This window comes from Orrella sp. JC864, assembly GCF_037026685.1.
In the GTDB taxonomy this organism is placed as follows: domain Bacteria; phylum Pseudomonadota; class Gammaproteobacteria; order Burkholderiales; family Burkholderiaceae_B; genus Orrella.
The window spans coordinates 26,746-46,133 of sequence record NZ_JBANET010000001.1 but is presented as its reverse complement, the minus strand read 5'-3'; the positions used below and the strand labels follow the sequence as shown (position 1 = coordinate 46,133).

The window sequence follows — 19,388 nt, the reverse complement described above, 5'->3', positions numbered from 1 at the left end:
TTGCCGATGCTGATGGCATGCGCACGGCAGCCCGGCACACTCAAGCAGGACGGCCCGGCCATGCGGGCCGACGGTCCCCCTGCCAGGAGTCGCATCGCCATGCCCACATCCTTGAAAGACCACCACATCGCCATACTCGTGGTCGACGGCTTTGAACAGGCCGAACTGCAATCCCCGCGCGAGGCCCTGCAGGCGGCCGGTGCGCGCACTGCCATCGTTTCCTCGGAGAAAAAGCCCGTGCAGGGCATGCACCACGACCAGAAAGGCGACACCTTCGAGGTGGACCTGACCTGGTCGCAGGCCGATCCGGCCGATTTCACCGGCGTGCTGCTGCCCGGGGGCGTGGTCAATGCCGACGAGATCCGCATGGACGCGCGCGCGCAGGCCTTCGTGCGCAGCATCGACAAAAGCGGCAAGCCGCTGGCGGTGATCTGCCACGGCCCGTGGCTGCTGATCTCGGCCGAACTGGCGCGCGGACGCACGCTGACCAGCTGGCCCTCGCTCAAGGACGACCTGAAGAACGCCGGCGCCAACTGGCTGGACCAGGAAGTCGTGCGCGACGGCAACTGGGTCAGCAGCCGCAAGCCCGACGACCTGCCGGCTTTCAACCAGGCCTTCATCGCGCTGCTGGCCGGGCAGTCCTGAAGGGCAGGTCCATAAAACCCGCCGGCCTGGTCCGTCGGCAAAAAAACGCTACAGTGACGGCATCGCCGGGGCATGGGGCCCCGGCCCCGACATGCCGCTACCGTGTCCGCCCGCGACAAGCCGCCTTCGCTGAACAGCCGCAACGACGTCCACCCTTCGATCGGGGAGTTCGTCGACGCCTTGTGGCTGGAGCACGGGCTGTCGCGCAATACCCTGGACGCCTATCGCAACGACCTGGCGGGCCTGGACGTGTGGCTGGCCGGGCAAGGGCTGGGGCCCTTGCCGCGCGCGCGCACCGCCGACATCGAACGCTGGTTCGCCGCCATGCATGCGCAGACCCGCCCGGCAACGGCCAACCGGCGCCTGTCGGCGCTGCGGCGCTACTTCCAATGGGCGCTGCGCACCCGCCTGGCCAGCGAGGATCCGTGCCTGCCGCTGCGCGCGGCCAAGCAGCCGCGGCGGCTGCCCCATACCTTGTCCGAGGCGCAGGTCGAGGCGCTGCTGGCCGCTCCGCAGGTGCTTACCGAGCTGGGCCTGCGCGACCGCGCCATGCTCGAAACCCTTTACGCCACGGGCTTGCGGGTTTCCGAGCTGGTCAACCTGGGCCTGCTGCACGTCAGCCTGAACGAAGGCGTGCTGCGCGTGGTCCAGGGCAAGGGCGGCAAGGACAGGCTGGTGCCACTGGGAGCCGAAGCCGCCCACTGGATAGACCGCTATCTGAAGCAGGCAAGGCCGGTGCTGCTGGCCGGCCGCGTCTCGGATGCGCTGTTCGTCACGGTGCGCGGCCAGGCCATGCACCGGCGCAACTTCTGGCTCATCGTCGAGAAATACGCGCGCCAGGCCGGCATCCATGCCCCGATCTCGCCGCACGTGCTGCGCCACGCCTTTGCCACCCACCTGGTCAACCACGGCGCGGACCTGCGCGTGGTGCAGCTGCTGCTGGGCCACGCCGACATCTCGACGACGCAGATCTACACGCACGTGGCGCGCGAGCGCCTCAAGACCCTGCACGCCCGGCATCATCCGCGCGCGACGTGACATAGCGCCACGGGCAGGCGCGCCAGCAGGGCCGCCACCGGCAGTGCCTGGCCCGCCCGGAGCGCGCCGCCGGCGTGCCCGGTCCCGGCCGCGGGCCCCGCATCGGCCGGCCCGCGGACATGCGCGCACTGCAGCGCATCGTGCACGAGGCAGCCATCGGGCGCCTGGGGCCACTGCACCGCCGTATCCCCCCAGAACCGGGCCGCCGCCTGCCCGGGCGCCTCGTCCCGGGCATAAAAGGCCAGCTCGCGCGCACACAGGTGCGGCACCAGGATCAGCAGATGCTCGCCGGCGTGGCTGCGCAGCAGCGCCAGCAGCCGTGGCGCCTGCGCGCCGCGCACCGGCAGGACCTGCAGGTCGCCGCGCGCGAACAGGGCCGGCCGGCGCGCGCGCAGCGCCAGGCAGGCGTGGATCACGGCCTGCTTGACGCGGCCGCTGGCCCAGGCCGCCTGCACGGCGGCCGGCTCGCCCGCCTGGATCGCCGCCAGCATGCGTGCGCGGGCGCGATAGTCCACCTCGGTGCGGTTGTCCGGATCGACCAGGCTGAAGTCCCAGAACTCGCGGCCCTGGTACAGATCGGGCACGCCGGGCAGGGTGCAGCGCAGCAGGGCCTGCGCCAGGCCGTTGACCAGGCCGGGCAGGGCCAGCGCCTGGGCTTGCCCGGCCACCAGGGACCAGAGCGCCGGCTGCCCGGCGACCGCGTGCACCAGGGCCTGGCCGGCCTGTTCGTAGGCCGGGTCGGGCGTGTGCCAGTCGGTATGCAGCTTGGCTTCGCGCATGGCCTTTTGCTGCCATGCCGCCACGCGCGCCAGATAGGCCTGGACCGCGGCCGGATCGTCCTGGCGCAACGCCAGCGGCCAGGCGCCCACCAGCGTCTGCAGCAGCATGTAGCGGTCGGTGGCGGCCACCGGCCCTTCGGTGGCCGCCAGCCACTGGTCGGCGGCGCGCAGCCAGGCTTGCGGATCCTCGGTGATCACCGCCAGCCGCGCCCGCACGTCCTCGCCGCGCTTGTGGTCGTGGGTCGCGGTGGCCAGCATGGCATGCGGCAATGCCCGGGCGCGCGCCTGCGCCAGCGCGACGAAAGCCTGGGGCGGCAAGCCCGGCCGATCCGGCGGCGAGCCGACTTCGTTGCGCGAGATCAGCGGGCCCAGCCGGTAGAACAGGGTGTCCTCCAGCGCCTTGGCCGCCAGGGGCGGCGTGAGCTGCTGGAAGCGCCGCAGCGCCTCGGCCCGCAAGGCGTATTCGGCCGGGCCTGTGTCGGCAAAGGCGCTGCCGCCCAGCAGCGCGTCCAGCAGGGCCAGCAGTTCGGCCATCGGATCCTGCTCGCGCGGGGCCAGGGCCCGGCGCGCCTGCGTCCAGGCATGGGCGCAGGGCGCCCGGTCGCCAGCCTGCCGCCCCGTGTCGCCGGCATAGCTGCGATACACGGGGAAATGCGCCAGCACGGCCGACAGCGCCCGGTCGATCTGCACCGCGCTCCAGTCGCGCGTCGTGTCCTGCAGGCGCACGATACGCAGCAGGCAGCGCACCAGCGCCGCGCGCTCGGCCGGAAAATGCCGCTCGACCATGCGCTGCCGGGCCGCCAGCAGCTGTTCGGCCGGGCTGCGCCCGTCACCGGAAATCCGGCGCCAATAATCCCGCAGGATTTCGGCCGCGCCCGGATCGTGCAGCAGCGCGCCCACCTGGTCCATGAAGTCGTAGCCGGTCGTGCCCTCGACGCCCCAGTTTGCCGGCAGGCTTTCGTCCTCGGCCAGTATCTTCTCCACCACGATATAGGGCTCGTGCGGCCGTCCTTGCGCGCGGCCGGCCTGGACCAGCGCCTGGCGCAGCCGCCGCGCGTAGCCGCCCGGGTCGGCCAGCCCGTCGATGTGGTCCACCCGCACGCCGTCGATCAGGCCTTCGGCATACAGCCGCAGCACCAGCGCATGCACGGCGTCGAACACTTCCGGCTGCTCCACGCGCACGCCGACCAGGCCGGTCACCTCGAAAAACCGCCGCCAGTTGATCTGGTCGGGCGCGGTGCGCCACCAGGCCAGCCGGTAGTGCTGCGCCTGCAGCAGGCCGTGCAGGCGCTCGCGCTGTCCGGGCGCGCCGGGCGCGTACAGGGCCAGGGTCGCGGCCACCGTGTCGGCCGCGGCCAGCGTGCCGGCAGCGATGGGGTAGGGCGTGCCGTGCACGTGGATGCAATAGCCCTGGCCCGGTTCGTGCCCCAGCGCGATGCTGCCGTCCCGCAGGCAGGCGCCGTACTGGGCGCCCAGCACCGGCAGCAGCACCTTGCCGTGCAGGGCGGGGTCGGCCGGCTGCCAGTCGATGTCGAAATAGCGCGCATGGGCGCTGGCCGGGCCATGCTCCAGCACGTCGCGCCACCAGGCATTGGCGGTCACGTCCGAGGCCATGTGGTTGGGCACGATGTCCACGATCAGGCCCAGCCCCTGCGCGCGCGCGGCGGCGGCCAGCTCGCGCAGGGCCGCTTCGCCGCCCAGTTCGGCGCTGACCGCCGCATGGTCGGCCACGTCGTAGCCGTGGGCCGAGCCGGGCACGGCCTGGGTGATGGGCGAGAGGTAAAGATGGCTGACGCCCAGGCGCGCGTAATAGGCGGCCTGGCGGGCCGCATCGAGCAGGGTGAAGCCGGCGTGCAGCTGCAGGCGGGCGGTGGCGCGGGGAAAGGTCATGATGGCTTGCACTGGCTGTGGCCCGCCGGCGCGGGCGGTTCGCCGCCGCCGGGCCCGGCGCGGCGCGAGCGCGCGCGGCCGCGCGCGAGGGCCGCCAGCCGGGCCTGCACCGCCGGCATCTCGAAGAAGGTGTCGGCGTCCTGGCGCATGCGCTGGCGCCAGTTGGGATGCTCGTCCAGCGTGCCGGGCAGGTTGGGCTGCTCCGGCTCGCCGGCCAGGTCTTCCAGCGGGACCAGCGCCAGCGGACTGGGCCCGGCGGCCGCGAAGGCCAGCAGGGCCTGCTCCGGCGCCTGCCCGGGCGGCTCGGCCGGCTGGCTGGCATCGAGCGCCCGCACCGCCTGCCACAGTGCGGCCTTCTCGGCCTCGCGCGCCTGGCGCATGCCGGCCTCGGTCTCGTCCTCGCCCAACAGGCCCAGCCGGGTGCGCCAGTCGATGTCGCGGCCCTGCCACCAGCCGCGCAGCGTGGGCAGGTCGTGCGTGCTGGTCACCGCCACGGCGGCCGGCGACCAGCGCGCCGGCGGCAGGAACGCCGCCGGCGCGTGCGGCGGACCTTCCTCGCGCTTGAACCACAGCACGTCGATGCCCAGGATGCCTGCGTCCGCCAACGCCTGGTCAAAGCCCTCGGGTACGGTGCCCAGGTTCTCGCCCACCACCAGGGCGCGGTGGCGCCAGGCCTCCAGGCGCACCAGCGCGAACAGGTCCTGCATGGGATAGCGCAGGTAGGCGCCTTCGGTGGGCGCGGCGCCCTCGGGCACCAGCCACATGCGGGACAGGCCCAGGACATGGTCGATGCGTACGCCGCCGGCATGGGCCAGCGCCGCGCGCAGCATGGCGATGAACGGCGCGTAGCCGCGCTGGCGCAGCCCCACGCTGGAGAAAGCGGTCAGGCCCCAGTCCTGGCCCAGCGGGTTGTACAGGTCCGGCGGCGCGCCCACGCAGGCCCCGCCGACCAGGCTGTCCGGATCGCTCCAGGCCTGGCTGCCGCGCGGGTCGGTGCCGATGGCCAGGTCCGCCACCAGCCCGATGCGCATCCCGGCCTGGCGCGCGCCGCGCTGCACCGCATCGAGGCTGCCCGCGGCGACCCATTGCGCGAACAGATGGAACTCGACTTCTTCGGGGCGGGCCGCGGCAAAGCCGGCCACCTCGGCCGAGCGCGGATCGCGCAAGGCCTGCGGCCACTGGCGCCAATCGCTGCCATGATGCGCGGCCAGTCCTTCGTAGCGCGCATGATCGCGCAAGGCAGCGCCACCGGCGCGGCAGAATCGCTCGAACCGGTCCCACTCGGGCGCGCCGCTGTCGCGCAGCCGCCGGTAGGCCGCCAGCAGAAATGCCATGCGGCAGGCCGCGGCCGCCTGCCAGTCGATGCAGGCGCCCGATTCCAGGCGGTCCGCGGCCTGGCCCGGATCGGCATCGGACCAGGCCAGCCGCGCCAGGGCCGGGGGCAGCACCGCGCCGGGGCTGCCGTACAGCACGTTCAGGAACAGGCGGCTGGACGGAGAATAAGGGCTGTAGCGTTCGGGCGCGCTGGCAAAGCCGGCATGCACGGGGCTGATGGCCAAGGCATCGGCGCCGGCCGCCGCCGCGCCGGCAGCCAGGCGCGCCAGCGCGGCGAAATCGCCATAGCCGCAGGCGCCGTGCCGCGCGCCCTGCAACTGGCGCAGGCTGTAGACCTGGGCGGCCACCCCCCAGCGGCGCGGGACCGGCTCGCCCAGCAGTTCGGCCGCCGGCGGGCAGCGCGGCGGCGCCACCGCCAGCGTCAGCAGGCGCCCGTCCACCTCCAGGCGATGGTAACCGGGTCGCAAGGGCGCCCGGATCCGCCAGCGGCCATCCGGCCCCTGCACGGCGTGGCTGTCGGCGTATTCGCCGTCCTCGTCCTGCAAGCGGGCCTGCGGGCGCTGGCTGCCCAGCGTCAGCACCTGGCCCGGCTCGGCCACGCGCAGCGGCAGGGCCAGTTCATCGACCTGTCCGGCCAGCCGCTGCCGGCTGTCCTGGATATCGCCGGCCGTATCGGCCGGCAGCCCCATGGCGCCCAGCAGCCGGCGCAAGGTATCGGGCGGCACCTGCTGCGCTCGCCTGCGCGCGTCGGTCCACTGCGCCAGCAGGCCGGCCTCCTGGGCCAGCGCCGCCAGGTCGTCGGCCGGCGCGGTCACAGCCGCTCCTGCAAGGTCCAGATGGCGCCGGGCAGCAGCATGCCTTCGCACAGCGTCTGGCGCGCGCCGGCCTCGCTCTCGAACAGCAGCGGACCGTGCGCTTCGTCCAGGTGGCGCGCGGCCACCGAGATGGCCGCCGCGCCCAGGTTGGCATAGACGGTCAGCATCGCGCCGTCGGCCAGGTACCAGCGCGCCATCACCGAATGGCTGCCCAGCGCCTGCGCGCCCGCGCTGCCGCAGCCGGCCAGCCGTGCGCTCAGGCACTCGTGGCGCAGGCGCAGCAACTGCTGGTAATAGGGCCGCCACAGGCGGGACTGGCGCGCATCGTGCCAGGGAAACGAATCGCGGTAGGTGGATTCGGCGTTGGGATCGGGTACCTGGGGGCCTTGCTCCGTGCCCGCGTAGAAGCCCTTGAACTCGGCGCGGCGGCCCTCGCGCACGGCCTGCGCCAGCGCCGGGTCCTGGTGGTCGGTGAAGTACAGGAAAGGTTCGCGCGAACCGTCCTCCTCGCCCATGAAGACGAGCGGGATGTGCGGGCACAGCAATTGCAGCGCCACGGCGGCGCGCAGCCGCTTGTCCTGCTCGACCAGCATGCTCAGCCGCTCGCCCTGGGCCCGGTTGCCGACCTGGTCGTGGTTCTGCAGGAAGAACACGAAGGACGTGGGCGGCAGGTGCGCGCTGGGCTCGCCGCGCGGCTCGCCGCCGTGGTGCGGCGAAGGCTCGCCCTGGTAGACGTAGCCCTGGGCCAGCGCACGCGCCAGCGCCTCGGCCGGGCGCTGCGCGTAGCTGCCGTAATAGCCGCGCGTCTCGCCGGTCAGCAGGTGATGCACCACATGATGGGCGTCGTCGTTCCATTGGGCGTCATAGCCCTGCTCGAGCAGGCGCGCGGCATTGGCGTCGTTCTCCAGCACCAGGTGCACATAGCGGCCAGGCAGCTGCTCGCGCAGCCAGCCCGCCAGCTCGGGCAGCCAGCCGTGGTCGGCAATGGCGTGCACGGCGTCCAGGCGCAGCCCGTCGAAGCGGAACTCGCTCAGCCAGTACAGCGCGTTTTCCTGGAAATAGCGGCGCACGGCCGGCTGGCGAAAATCGATGGCCGCCCCCCAGGGCGTGCGGATGTCTTCGCGAAAGAACGGGCGCGCGAACTGCGGCAGGTAATTGCCGTCCGGCCCGAAATGGTTGTAGACCACGTCCAGCATCATGCCCATGCCCAGGCCATGCGCGGTATCGACCAGCTCCTTGAGCGCCTCGGGCGTGCCATAGGCGGTATCGGGGGCAAAGGGCAGCACGCCATCGTAGCCCCAGTTGCGCCGTCCCGGAAAATCGGCGATGGGCATGAGCTCGACCATCGTCACGCCCAGTTCGGCCAGTTCGGGCAGGCGCGCCTGCAGGCCCTTGAAGCCGCCGGCCAGGCCGGCGTGCACCTCGTAGATCACCGACTCTTCCCAGGGACGGCCACGCCACTGCGGATGGCGCCAGGCATAGCCCAGCGGCGAGACCACCACGCTGGCGTCGTGCACGTCGCCGTCCTGCAGCCGCGAGGCCGGATCGGGCACGGCCAGGTCCGGCCCCAGCCGGTAGCGGTAGCGCGCCCCGGGCTGGCAGGCCACGTCCACGCAGGCAAAACCTTGCTCGTCGGGCGCCAGCGCGATCGGCGCCATGCCCTCTATTTCCAGCGCCAGTTCCCGCGGGGCCGAGGGCGCCCAAAGCTGGAAGCGCACCTTGCCATCGGACATGGGCGAGGCGCCAAAGCGCCACTGGTGCTCGCGCCGCGCGGCGCGGCGCGCCTTGTCGGCAGAAGGGGCGTTCATGCTTGCTGCTCCTTGTCGTCATCGGCCGGCTGCGCGCCGGCCTGCGCCACCAGCACCGCCACGCTGGAGGGCGCCAGCCGCAGCGTGCCCTCGCGCACCGGCCCCTGGCGCGCCGGATCGCCGCTGTCCAGGCCGATACGCCAGTCCAGCGCCGGCTGCGGCAGCTTGAACTCGACTTGCTCGGGCGCGCCGTTGATCAGCATCAGGGTCACGTCCAGGCGCTGCGGGTCGTCCTCGCACTGGGCCACGCGCCGCAGCACCAGCGTGCGTTCGTGCGGGTTCTCCCAGGCGGGCGGATCCATGAAATTGGCCTGCGCATCGAACCAGGACAGGCGGGAAAGATCGGGCACCAGCTGCTCGCCCGCATCGACGTAGCGCGCCGCGCGCAGGCTGGGATGCTCGCGCCGCAGCGCGGCCGCGCGCGCCACGAACTCGCTCAGCGCGCGGCCCTGCGGGCTGCGGGCCTGGCTCCAATCCAGCCAGGACAGCTCGCTGTCCTGGCAATAGGCATTGTTGTTGCCTTGCTGGGAGTTGCCGAACTCGTCGCCGGCCAGCATCATGGGCGTGCCTTCGGCGCACAGCAGCGTGGCCAGCATGGCGCGCTGCACGCGCGCGCGCTGGGCCAGGACCTGCGGATCGTCGGTCGGGCCTTCATGGCCCCAGTTGCGGCTGTAGTTCTCGGCGTGGCCGTCCTTGCCGTCCTCCTTGTTGGCCTCGTTGTGGCGCTGTTCATAGCTGACCACGTCGGCCAGCGTGAAGCCGTCGTGCGAGGTGACGAAGTTCAGGCTGGCCCAGGGCCGGCGCCGGCGCCGGTCGAAGATCTCGCGCGAGCCCGCCAGCCGGCCGGCCAGGCCCCCGCGCATGCCTTCGTCGCCGCGCCAGAAACGGCGCACGTCGTCGCGGAACTGGTCGTTCCACTCGGCATAGCGGGGCGGATGGTTGCCCAGCTGGTAGCCGCCCGGCCCGATGTCCCAGGGCTCGGAGATGAGCTTGAGCGGGGCCAGCACGGGGTCCTGCAGGATGGCGTCGAAAAATCCCGAGCCCGGATCGAAGCCCGTGCCCTCGCGGCCCAGCGTCGAGCCCAGGTCGAAACGGAAGCCGTCGACCTGGTAGTCCTGCGCCCAGTGGCGCAGCGAATCCATCACCATCTGCAGCACGCGCGGGTGCGACAGGTTGACCGTGTTGCCGCAGCCCGTGTCGTTGATGTAGTAGCGCTCCTGGCCGGGCATCAGCCGGTAGTAGCTGGCGTTGTCCAGGCCGCGCCAGGAAAGCGTGGGTCCCAGCTCGCTGCCCTCGCAGGTATGGTTGTAGACCACGTCCAGGATGACCTCGATGCCAGCGCCGTGCAGGCGCCGGATGGCCTGTTTCAGGCCGTTGGGCCCGCCGTCGGACAGGTACGCCGGTTCGGGCGCGAAGTACGACAGCGTGCTGTAGCCCCAGTAGTTGCTCAGTCCGCGTTCGACCAGGAAGCGGTCCTGCAGGAAGGCATGGATGGGCAGCAGTTCCACGGCGGTCACGCCCAGCTTGTGCAGGTGCTCGATGAAGCGCGGATCGGCCAGCGCCGCGGCCGTGCCGCGCAGCCCCTGGCGCATGTCTTCGCGCATCATCGAGGCGCCGCGCAGGTGCACCTCGTAGATGAAGCTGCGGTCCCAGGGCACGGCAGGCCGCTTGGCCCCGCCCCAGATGAAGGCGTCCTCGGTCACGACGGCCTTGGGCATGTATGGCGCGCTGTCGCGCCGGTCCATGGAAAGATCGGCCCGGCTGTGGCCCATCCGGTAGCCGAACAGCGCGTCGTGCCAGCGCGGCGCGCCGGTCAGCTGGCGCGCATAGGGATCGAGCAGCAGCTTGTGCGGGTTGAAGCGGTGTCCGTGGCGCGGCTCGTAGGGGCCGTGGGCGCGCAAGCCGTAGACCAGGCCTGGCTGGGCATCGGGCAGGTAGCCGTGCCAGACCTCGTCGGTGCACTCGGGCAGGTCCAGGCGGCGCAGTTCCTGGCGGCCGCGCGGATCGAACAGGCACAGCTCGATGCGGGTGGCATGGGCCGAGAACACGGCGAAATTCACGCCCAGGCCATCGCTGGTGGCGCCCAGCGGGTAGGGCAGGCCGGGCGCCAGGCGGTCGGGAAAGGAAGCAAACATGGGCGTCACCCTTCGTAGCGAAGAAACAGCGTGGAAAGCGGAGGCAGCAACAGGGTGAGCGACTGCGCCTGCCCGTGCGCGGGCGCGTCTTGCGTGTGCGCCTGCCCGCCGTTGCCGCGATTGCCGCCGCCGTAGTGGGCCGCATCGGTATTGAGCCGTTCGCGCCACAGGCCCGCGCGCGGCACGCCGACGCGGTAGCCGTGCCGGGCGACCGGCGTGAAGTTCGACACCCCCAGCAGCAGGGCCTGGCCGTCGGTGCGCAGCCAGGCCAGCACGCTGTTGCGCCGGTCATCGCCGATCACCCAGGAAAAACCCTCGGGCCGCGCGTCCCAGGCATGCAGCTCGGGCAGCTCGGCATACAGCGCGTTCAGGTCGGCCACCAGCCGCTGCACGCCGCGATGGCCGGCATCGTCCAGGCACTGCCAGGGCAGCACCGCGTCGTGGTTCCATTCTCCGGGCTGCGCCATCTCGCCGCCCATGAACAGCAGCTTGCGCCCCGGATGGCCCCACATGAAGCCGTAGTAGGCGCGCAGGTTGGCAAGCCGGTCGCCGGGCCAGCCCGGCATCTTGCCCAGCAGGGAGCCCTTGCCGTGCACCACCTCGTCGTGCGAGAGCGGCAGGATGAAGCGTTCGGAATAGGCATACACCATGCCGAAGGTCATGTCGTCATGGTGATGGCTGCGATGCACCGGGTCGTGCCGCATGTAGCGCAGGGTGTCGTGCATCCAGCCCATGTTCCACTTGTAGTCAAAGCCCAGCCCGCCTTCGTGGGGCGGGGCGGTCACGCCCGGCCACGCGGTCGATTCCTCGGCCACGGTGATCGCTCCCGGACAGTGCGCATGGACCGCGCTGTTCATCTCGCGCAGGAAGGCCACCGACTCGAAGTTCTCGCGCCCGCCCAGGTGATTGGGTATCCATTCGCCGGCATTGCGGCTGTAGTCGCGATACAGCATGGACGCCACCGCGTCCACGCGCAGGCCGTCCACGTGATAGGCCTGCAGCCAGTGCAGCGCGCTGGCGATGACCATGGCCTTGACCTCGTTGCGGCCCAGGTTGTAGATGCAGGTGTTCCAGTCCGGGTGATAGCCTTCGCGCGGGTCGGCGTATTCGTACAGCGCGGTGCCGTCGAAGCGGGCCAGGCCGTGGGCATCGTTGGGAAAATGCGCCGGCACCCAGTCCAGGATCACGCCCAGGCCGTGCGCGTGGCAGCGGTCCACGAAATGCGCGAACTCCTGCGGCGTGCCCCAGCGGCCGCTGGGACTGAACAGCCCCAGCGGCTGGTAGCCCCACGAGCCGCCGAAAGGGTGTTCCATCACCGGCAGCAGCTCGACATGGGTAAAGCCCAGGGCGCGCGCATAGGCCGGCAGCTTCTCGGCCAGCTGGTGCCACAGGCTGGCCGAGCCCGCCGCCGCCATCCAGGAGCCGGCATGCACCTCGTAGATGGAAATGGGCGCATCGGGCCCCTGGCGCGCCGCGCGCGAGGCCATCCATTCGTGGTCCGTCCAGTCGTGCGCGGGCGCCTCGGCCACGATGGAGGCCGTGCCCGGCGCGGCCTCGCTTTGCCAGGCCACCGGGTCGGCCTTCTGCACCAGGCTGCCGTCCGCGCCGTGCACCAGGTACTTGTAGTACTGCCCGGCATGGGCGCGCGGCACGAAGATCTCCCATACGCCGGCGGCGTGGCGCAGGCGCATGCCGTGCCGGCGCCCATCCCAGCCGTTGAAATCGCCCACCACCGCCACCCGGCGGGCATTGGGCGCCCATACGGCAAAACGCACGCCCGGCACGCCCTGTTCGCTGACGCAGCGCGCGCCCAGGCAGCGGCCCACGGCCTGCCAATCGCCCGCGGCCAAGGCCTGCAGGTCGGACTCTTGCAGCTGCAGGCCAAAGCCATAGGCATCCTCGGTCTCCTGCACGGCGTCGGGCCATTGGATGCGCAGCCGGTACGGCCGGTCCTCCTGCGGGGCCGGCCCCGCATAAAGTCCTGCCGCGATTTCCTTCAAGATATGCTCCTTGCCATCCTCGGACAGCAACGTGACGGCGCGCGCGCCGGGCAGCAGCGCCCGCACGCAGGCCTGCGGGCCGGCGCCGTGGCGGCCCAGCACCGCGAACGGCTGGCTGTGTTCGCCGCGCAGCAGCGCGTCGATTTCCTGCTCAGGCAGGCTCATGAACCGTGCTCCTCGTCGTCGATGGCCGCCGACACCAGCATCGCCCGCGCGATCTCGGCCAGGCCTTCCAGGGGGATGGGCAGCCAATCGGGCCGGTGGGTGCTTTCATAGACGACCTCATAGGCGGCCTTCTCCAGCTCGGCCAGCTGGAGCAAGGCCTGCCGTTGGGATGGGCCCATGCCCGGCTGCTCACCGACGGCCTCGTGATAGGCCGCCAGGAACCGCCGCCGGGCCTGGCTGCGGAATTCGGCCAGCACCTCGGCGCGCGGGGCGCGCCGCGCCAGCGTGGCCGCGGCGTACTCGAACGAGCGCAGCATGCCGGCCACGTCCTTGTACGGCGTATGCCGGGCGCGGCGCTCGGCCAGCGAACTGACGGGCTCGCCCTCGAAGTCGATGAGATACACATCGTCCTGGCCCACCAGCACCTGGCCCAGGTGCAGGTCGCCATGCACGCGGATGCGCAAGGTGCCGACCTCGGCCTGGCTCAGGGATTCGATGCAAGGCAGCAGCCGCTCGCGATGGGCGGCCAGCCACAGCGCACAGGCGCGCGCGGGCTGGTCCAGCTCGTGGCTGCGCGCCTGCAGCGCGGCCAGCGCCCGCTCGAGCATGCGCCCGACCTGGCCGGCGCGCAGCGCGGCGTGGCTGGCGGCCACCCGCTCGGGCGCAAAAGCCGGATCGTCATGGCGCCGCGACAGCAGCGCATGCAGCTGGCCCAGGCGCCGGCCCATCAATGCCGCCATGCGCGCCAGCTCGCCGCCGGCGCGCGGGCTGGCGCCGCTTTCGGACAAGGCGCGCTCCAGCGTCTGCAAGCTCCAGCGCCAGGCATCGCCGCGGTTGGGCACGTAGGCATGCAGCACCGCCAGCGTATGGGCGCCGTCCCGGTCCTCGCGCTGCAGCTCGCCCAGCAGGGCCGGCGCATGCGCATAGCCCAGGCGCGTCAGATGGCGCGTCATCTCGGCCTCGGGCGAGCGCCCGTGCGCCACCCGCCGGATCAGCTTGAACACGGCGGCCTGGCCGACGATCACGGACGTATTGGACTGTTCGCCGTCGATCCAGCGCAGCGCCTGGGCCGCGTCAGCGGGCATCGCCTCGGCCAGCGCCGGCTCGGGCACGCCGCGCAGCACCGCCTGGCCCATCGGGACCTGCCCGCCCTGGCGCATCAGCGCCAGCAGGGCGGCCACGAAGCCGGGCTCGGCGCTGGCATCGGCCAGCCAGCCGGCGGCGCCGGACAGCGCCACCCGCGCCAGCGCCTGCGCGGGCTCGCGGTCCCAGCACACGGCCAGGCCCAGCAAGGTGCGCAGCGGCGGCCCGCCGTGCGCGGCGTCCAGCTCGGCCAGGTAATACTCGCGCCCGGCGGGCGCGCCGGGCAGGGCGGCGGCATGCAGCAGCCGTGCCGGCCGGGCCGGCACGTCCTGGGGAAACCAGCGCTGGCGCGCCAGGTAGCGGGGCAGCACCTCGTCGCGCAGCAGGGCCTGCGAGGACGGCGTGAAAACCAGCTCGCCCCCGCGCGGCCCTTCGCGCAGGTGCAGCGTCAAGTCGTGGGTGGCGGTGGCCGGCGTTTTCATCGAATGCCCCTCCGGTGGCTGCCCGTGCGCGCACGCATCCATCACAGGGCCGACAGGCGCCATATGCGGTAAGGCTGCTCGGGCGTGAGCAGGCAGCCGTGACGCTCGCCCCACCACTGCTGCACCTGGCCGCCGGTCAGCTCCTCGGCGCGCACCCCTTGCGGCCCCTGGCCGGCGCGCCAGCGCGGCACCGCCAGATCGGCATGCTGGGGCTGGTGCGGATCCAGGCTGATGGCCACCAGCACCACGTTGCTGCCGCAGGAGGTGGCCTTGCTGAACGCCAGCACCTGCTCGTTGGGGCACTGCACCGGCGCGAAGCCGCGATGGGTCTGCAAGGCCGGATTGGCGCGGCGGATCAGGTTCAGCCGGGCGATCTGCGCATTGATATTGCCCGGCTGGTTCCAGTCGCGCTGGCGCAGCTCGTATTTCTCCGAGTCCAGGTACTCCTCCTTGCCCGGCACCGGCGCCGCCTCGCATAGCTCGAAGCCGCTGTACAGGCCCCACAGCCCGGAGGTCGTGGCCGCCAGCGCGGCCCGCAGCAAAAAGCCGCCGCGGCCCGAGCGTTGCAGGAAATAGGGATTGATGTCGGGCGTATTGACGAAGAAGTTGGGACGGAAGAAATCCACCGGCGGCCGGCGCGAAAGCTCCAGCAGGTATTCGGTCAATTCCTGCTTGCCGTGGCGCCAGGTGAAATAGGTATACGACTGCGTAAAGCCGATCTTGGCCAGGCGGTACATCATCTTGGGCCGCGTGAACGCTTCGGACAGGAACAGCACGTCCGGATGCCTGGCCTGCACCGTGTCGATCAGCCATTGCCAGAACGGCAGCGGCTTGGTGTGCGGGTTGTCCACCCGGAAGATGCGCACGCCCCGATCGACCCAGAACAGCACGGCCGCGCGCAGCGCCTCCCACAAGGCCTGCTTGGGCGCATGCCCGCCGCCCGGCTCGTAGAACTCGACATTGACGATGTCCTCGTACTTCTTGGGCGGATTCTCGGCATAGCGGATGCTGCCGTCGGCGCGCCGCGAGAACCAGTCCGGATGCTCGCGCAGCCACGGGTGGTCGGGCGAGCACTGGATGGCGAAATCCAGCGCGATCTCCAGGTCATGCTCGCGCGCGGCACGCAGCAGGCGCTCGAAGTCCTCCAGCGTGCCCAGCTCGGGATGCACCGCATCGTGGCCGCCCTGGGCCGCGCCGATGGCGTAGGGGCTGCCCACATCGCCGGGTTCGGCCTTCAGGCTGTTGTTGCGGCCCTTGCGGTTGCGCTGTCCGATAGGGTGGATGGGAGGAAAGTACAGCACGTCGAACCCCATCTCGCGCAGCGCCGGCAAGCGCCGCTGCACGTCGGCGAAAGTGCCGTGCCGGCCCGGCTCGGGGGCCATCGAACGGGGGAACAGCTCGTACCAGCTGGCGAATTCGGCCTGGGGGCGATCGACCCAAAGCGGGTAGGGCGGCGTGCTGGCCAGGAAGGGCCGCTCATCCAGGGCGCGCATGGCCTGCGCCAGTTCGGGCTGCAGCAGCACGCCCACGCGCTCGGGCGTGGCCTCGGGCAATTGCCCGGCGGCCAGCACCTGGCCAGGCGCGGCCGGTTCGGGGATCCCGCCCAGCGCATGCAAGGCGCGCGCGGCCACGGCCGCCGGCCCGGCCAGCGCCTTCTTGCCGCCGGCCCGCGCCACGGCCTGGCGCAACAGCGCCGCGCCGTCCATCAGCTCGACGCCCACCGGCACGCCCGCATCGTGCTTCTTGCGCAGTTCATGGGTAAAGGTGCTCCAGGCATCGCGCCAGGCCGACACCACGAACTCATGCCGGCCCACGCGCAGCGGCGTGAATTCGGCGGCCCAGCGGTCGTTGCCCAGCGGGCGCAGCGGCACCGCCTGCCAGCCCTTGTCGTCCAGCGCGCGCCAGCGCACCTCGCCGGCCATCTCGTCATGCCCGTCCAGGACCAGGTCGGCCTGCACGGCCACCGGGCGCCCGGCCAGCGCCTTGGCCGGCAACTGGCCATCGTCCACGGCCGGCTGCACCTGCTCGATGGCGACACGCAAGGCCGGCGCGCGCTTGAAGGGAGAATAGGCCGAGGCCCGGACCGGCTCGTGGCCGGCAATGCGCAGGCGCCGGTAGCCGCCCGGCGGCAGCGGCGCGTCGGGCGCCGTGCCGGCCGGCGCCGCACCATCGTCCACGACTGTCCGGGCGCCGGGCGGCAGCAGCCCGGCCAGGGCCTGCAGGTCGACTTGCGCCGGCGCATGCGCGTCGGGGTTGATCAGGATCAGATCGGCCGCCTCCTGCATCGCCGTGCCGGCCGCCTGGCGGCGCACCAGCACGGTGGCCCAGCCCTGCGCGCCGGGCGCCAGGCGCAGGCCGGTGCGCGGCGGCGACTGCTTGACGAATTCCACCGCCTGCGCGATTTCCTGCTGGGGCAGCAGCAGCGTGCTGGGCAGCAGCAGGCCATCGCCGCTGAGCGCCGCGGCCCACAACGCCCGGCGGTCCGACGCTTGCTCGCCGCCGGCCAGGGCCATGGGAGCGATCACCGGCGCCACGGCGCGCAGCCGGTGGTCCTCGTGTGCCAGCCAGTCGGCGCGCAGGTCCCACCAGGGCAGGGAGGAGAACACGGCGTCCAGGCCCGCGCCGGCCAGCCCGGCGACCGCCTCGGGCGTCAGGCCGTGCGTCCAGGCCAGGAAACGCGCCTGGCCGTGGCCGGCGCGCAAAGGCGCAAGCAGCGCCCGCCAGTCCGAGGCCGCAAAGCGCTGCGGCGCATCGAAACACAAGCCGCGCACCCCGGCTTGCAGCCAGGCGGCCAGCCGCCCTTGCCAGGCCTGCAGGAAGTCCTCGGGCAGCGGCCCGGGACGCACCGGCAGCACCTGCGCCTGGGTGTGCGCCAGGCGCGGGTCGCGCGCCGGATCGTCGGCATGCGGCTGCAGCCAGTGCGGCTGGGCGGTCCGGGGCACGGCGTGCGCGGCGGCCCGATCGAGCACCACGTCCAGGTAGAGATCCAGTCCTTGTTCCCGCGCGGCCCGGGCCAGGCTTTGCAGCATCGGCGCCATGGGCTGCGCGCCCAGCACCGCCGCCGACACGTCGGCATCGGCCGGCGCCGCGTCGCCGGGCAGGGCAGGGCCTGCCCCGCCAGCCAGGCCTGCGGCTTGGGCGCGCTCGCCGGCGCGCTGCCAGAGCGCCTCGACCAGCATGCCGTTCAAGCCCAGGCCGCTGGCATGGCGGCACAAGTCGCGCCAGCGTTCCAGTTCACCGTCCAGCCGCCCCAGGTCGACCAGCCGCACGTGCAGCAGGCACGCAGGCTGCGCGCCGGCCTGGGAGGCGGCGGCCGGCGCCAGGGTGCGGGTTCGCTTTGATGCTGCCATGACGCCCGCCGCCTCAAGCTGCCGCGGCCACGCCCACGTCGCGGTTGTCTGGGCGGCCGATCGCACGCACCTTCACCAGCGCCGGACGCGCCACCGGGCGCAGCGCCGGCACGCGGACCGCCTCGTCCGCCAGCGGGCCGACCATCTCGCGAAACAGCCGAACATAGGGCTGCACCGCGGCGGTCCAGCCAAACTCGCCGGTCATGCCGTTGCGCTGCATGGCGCGCCACAACGGCGCGCGCGCATGCAGGCGCACCGCCCGGCCGATCGCCCCGACCATGGCCTGCACGCTGTCGCCCTCGAACAGCACGCCCGTGGCCGCGCGCATGGCCTCGTCGGGCGCATGCTCGCCGGGATCGTGGATGGTGTCGGCCATCCCGCCCACGCGCGAACCGATGGGAATGGTGCCATAACGCATCGCATATAGCGGCGTCAGGCCGAAGGGCTCGAAGCGGCTGCCATGCAGCAGCATGTCCGCGCCGGCATGCAGCCGGTGGCCGGCGGCCTCGTCGTAGCCGATGCGCACACCGCAGCGCCCGGCAAAGCGCTCGCCCAACTCGCGCAGCGCGGCCTCGTAGCCGCGCTCGCCTTCGCCGATCACCACCACTTGCAGTTCGGGATGGGCCTGCAGCGCCAGCGGCAGGGCCTGCACCGCCACGTCGGCCATCTTCTGGTGGGTCAGCCGGTTGCCCATGGCCAGCAGCACCTTGTCCGGCTGCTGCGCCAGGCCGAAGGCCTTTTGCAGGGCCTGCTTGCAGCGCGCCTTGTTGCGCACGTCGCGCGCGCTGTAGTGCATGCCGTCCAGGCACGGATCGCGGGCCGGATCCCAGGTGCGGTCGTCGATGCCGTTGGCAATGGCCACCAGATGCTCGCCGCGTCCGGCCAGCAGCGGGTCCAGCCCGCAGCCGAAGGCCGGGGTCAGGATCTCGCGCGCATAGTTGCGGCTGACCGTGGTCACGCGGTCGGCATAAGCGATGCCGGCCTTCAGGTAGTTGATGCGGCCCCAGGCCTGCGCGCCCGACTCGTCCCGATAGGCCTGCGGCAGCCCCACGGCGTCGGCCTTTTCCATCGGGAACAGGCCCTGGAAAGCCAGGTTGTGCAGGGTCATCACGGTCTTGACGCCCCGCACTGCATGCGCGTGCAGCAGCAGCGGCACCAGGCCGGCGTGCCAGTCATGCGCATGCACCAGGTGCGGGACCGGCACGGCCTGCACGCCCTGGCTGATGCGCAGCGCGGCATGGGACAGGGCGGCGAAGCGCTCGGCGTTATCCGCGTACTCCTGGCCGTTCTCGTCCACGTACAGGCCGTGGCGGTCGTACAGCGCGTCGTTGGCCAGCAGCAGCACCGACAGGCCGGTTTCCCTGCAGCGGCCCGCCAGCAGGCGCGCCGGGCCGCCTGGCAAATCGGCCAGCCGCGCCACCGTACGCACGCCAGCCAGCTTGCGCGAGACGCCGCGATAGGCGGGCAGCAGCAGTTGCAGGTCGATGCCGGCCTCGACCATCGCCACCGCCATGCCCGTCACGGCATCGCCCAGTCCGCCCGTCTTGGCCAGGGGATAGGCTTCCGCGGCCACCATCAAAGTTCGTATCGCCGGCATCTCGTCGCTTCCTTCCATCAAGAGGATTAACACCGCCTGCCCGGCGCACGCGCCGGCCCTCGGTCAATAAAAGAAAGCAAAGCAAGCATCGTGCCCGCCGGCGGACATTAATGTAATGAAGCGTGACGGGCGTGAGAACCCGGCTGCGAGGCCGCAACGGCGCGGCCCGCCTGTAACCCGGCCCGCCGGGCCCGGGTGGGGCGCCGCGCGCCGGCCCGCCCGGCGGGCGGCGCCAGCCGAGACATTCTTTCCTGTGACGGTAAAAA

Annotated in this window: 10 protein-coding genes; 2 read left to right on the top strand and 8 right to left on the bottom strand. The window is 72.2% G+C overall.

What is annotated here, in order from left to right; genetic code table 11:
* Positions 1 to 99: 99 nt before the first annotated feature.
* Positions 100 to 645 carry a type 1 glutamine amidotransferase domain-containing protein gene (locus V8Z80_RS00190; protein ID WP_155193702.1) on the top strand — a complete coding sequence of 182 codons (546 nt, stop codon included), beginning with the start codon at positions 100 to 102 and terminating at the stop codon, positions 643 to 645.
* Between the two features lie 102 nt (positions 646 to 747).
* Positions 748 to 1,683, top strand: a complete 936-nt coding sequence (gene xerD, locus V8Z80_RS00185) for a site-specific tyrosine recombinase XerD (RefSeq protein ID WP_442951917.1) — start codon at positions 748 to 750, stop codon at positions 1,681 to 1,683.
* On the opposite strand, the gene treY is transcribed toward xerD, so the two are convergent.
* From treY to glgA, 8 genes are all read right to left on the bottom strand, one after another.
* Positions 1,665 to 4,352 (bottom strand): malto-oligosyltrehalose synthase, encoded by a 2,688-nt coding sequence (gene treY, locus V8Z80_RS00180; protein WP_336060637.1) that lies wholly within the window; start codon positions 4,350 to 4,352, stop codon positions 1,665 to 1,667. The genes xerD and treY overlap by 19 nt on opposite strands.
* Positions 4,349 to 6,502: a 4-alpha-glucanotransferase gene (gene malQ, locus V8Z80_RS00175; protein ID WP_336060636.1), complete on the bottom strand. Its 2,154-nt coding sequence runs from the start codon at positions 6,500 to 6,502 to the stop codon at positions 4,349 to 4,351. Before malQ ends, treY begins: the two co-directional genes overlap by 4 nt.
* On the bottom strand, positions 6,499 to 8,235 hold the full coding sequence (gene treZ / locus V8Z80_RS00170) for a malto-oligosyltrehalose trehalohydrolase (protein ID WP_336060825.1): 1,737 nt from the start codon (positions 8,233 to 8,235) through the stop codon (positions 6,499 to 6,501). Before treZ ends, malQ begins: the two co-directional genes overlap by 4 nt.
* Before the next feature lie 71 nt (positions 8,236 to 8,306).
* Positions 8,307 to 10,445 (bottom strand): glycogen debranching protein GlgX, encoded by a 2,139-nt coding sequence (glgX, locus tag V8Z80_RS00165; RefSeq protein ID WP_336060635.1) that lies wholly within the window; start codon positions 10,443 to 10,445, stop codon positions 8,307 to 8,309.
* A 5-nt stretch (positions 10,446 to 10,450) separates the two neighbouring features.
* Positions 10,451 to 12,610 (bottom strand): 1,4-alpha-glucan branching protein GlgB, encoded by a 2,160-nt coding sequence (gene glgB, locus V8Z80_RS00160; RefSeq protein ID WP_336060634.1) that lies wholly within the window; start codon positions 12,608 to 12,610, stop codon positions 10,451 to 10,453.
* Complete coding sequence (locus V8Z80_RS00155) at positions 12,607 to 14,175, bottom strand: putative maltokinase (protein ID WP_336060633.1); 1,569 nt, start codon at positions 14,173 to 14,175, stop codon at positions 12,607 to 12,609. The genes glgB and V8Z80_RS00155 overlap by 4 nt, the downstream gene beginning before the upstream one ends.
* A gap of 41 nt (positions 14,176 to 14,216) precedes the next feature.
* On the bottom strand, positions 14,217 to 17,525 hold the full coding sequence (locus tag V8Z80_RS00150) for an alpha-1,4-glucan--maltose-1-phosphate maltosyltransferase (RefSeq protein WP_336060632.1): 3,309 nt from the start codon (positions 17,523 to 17,525) through the stop codon (positions 14,217 to 14,219).
* A 13-nt stretch (positions 17,526 to 17,538) separates the two neighbouring features.
* Positions 17,539 to 19,122 (bottom strand): glycogen synthase GlgA, encoded by a 1,584-nt coding sequence (gene glgA, locus V8Z80_RS00145; RefSeq protein ID WP_442951916.1) that lies wholly within the window; start codon positions 19,120 to 19,122, stop codon positions 17,539 to 17,541.
* Between the last annotated feature and the right edge of the window lie 266 nt (positions 19,123 to 19,388).

Coding starts and splice junctions, on each gene's coding strand:
- treY (WP_336060637.1), bottom strand. CDS start 4,352: ATGACCTTTCCCCGCGCCACCGCCCGCCTGCAGCTGCACGCCGGCTTC.
- V8Z80_RS00155 (WP_336060633.1), bottom strand. CDS start 14,175: ATGAAAACGCCGGCCACCGCCACCCACGACTTGACGCTGCACCTGCGC.
- glgA (WP_442951916.1), bottom strand. CDS start 19,122: ATGCCGGCGATACGAACTTTGATGGTGGCCGCGGAAGCCTATCCCCTG.
- treZ (WP_336060825.1), bottom strand. CDS start 8,235: ATGTCCGATGGCAAGGTGCGCTTCCAGCTTTGGGCGCCCTCGGCCCCG.
- V8Z80_RS00150 (WP_336060632.1), bottom strand. CDS start 17,525: ATGGCAGCATCAAAGCGAACCCGCACCCTGGCGCCGGCCGCCGCCTCC.
- glgB (WP_336060634.1), bottom strand. CDS start 12,610: ATGAGCCTGCCTGAGCAGGAAATCGACGCGCTGCTGCGCGGCGAACAC.
- glgX (WP_336060635.1), bottom strand. CDS start 10,445: ATGTTTGCTTCCTTTCCCGACCGCCTGGCGCCCGGCCTGCCCTACCCG.
- V8Z80_RS00190 (WP_155193702.1), top strand. CDS start 100: ATGCCCACATCCTTGAAAGACCACCACATCGCCATACTCGTGGTCGAC.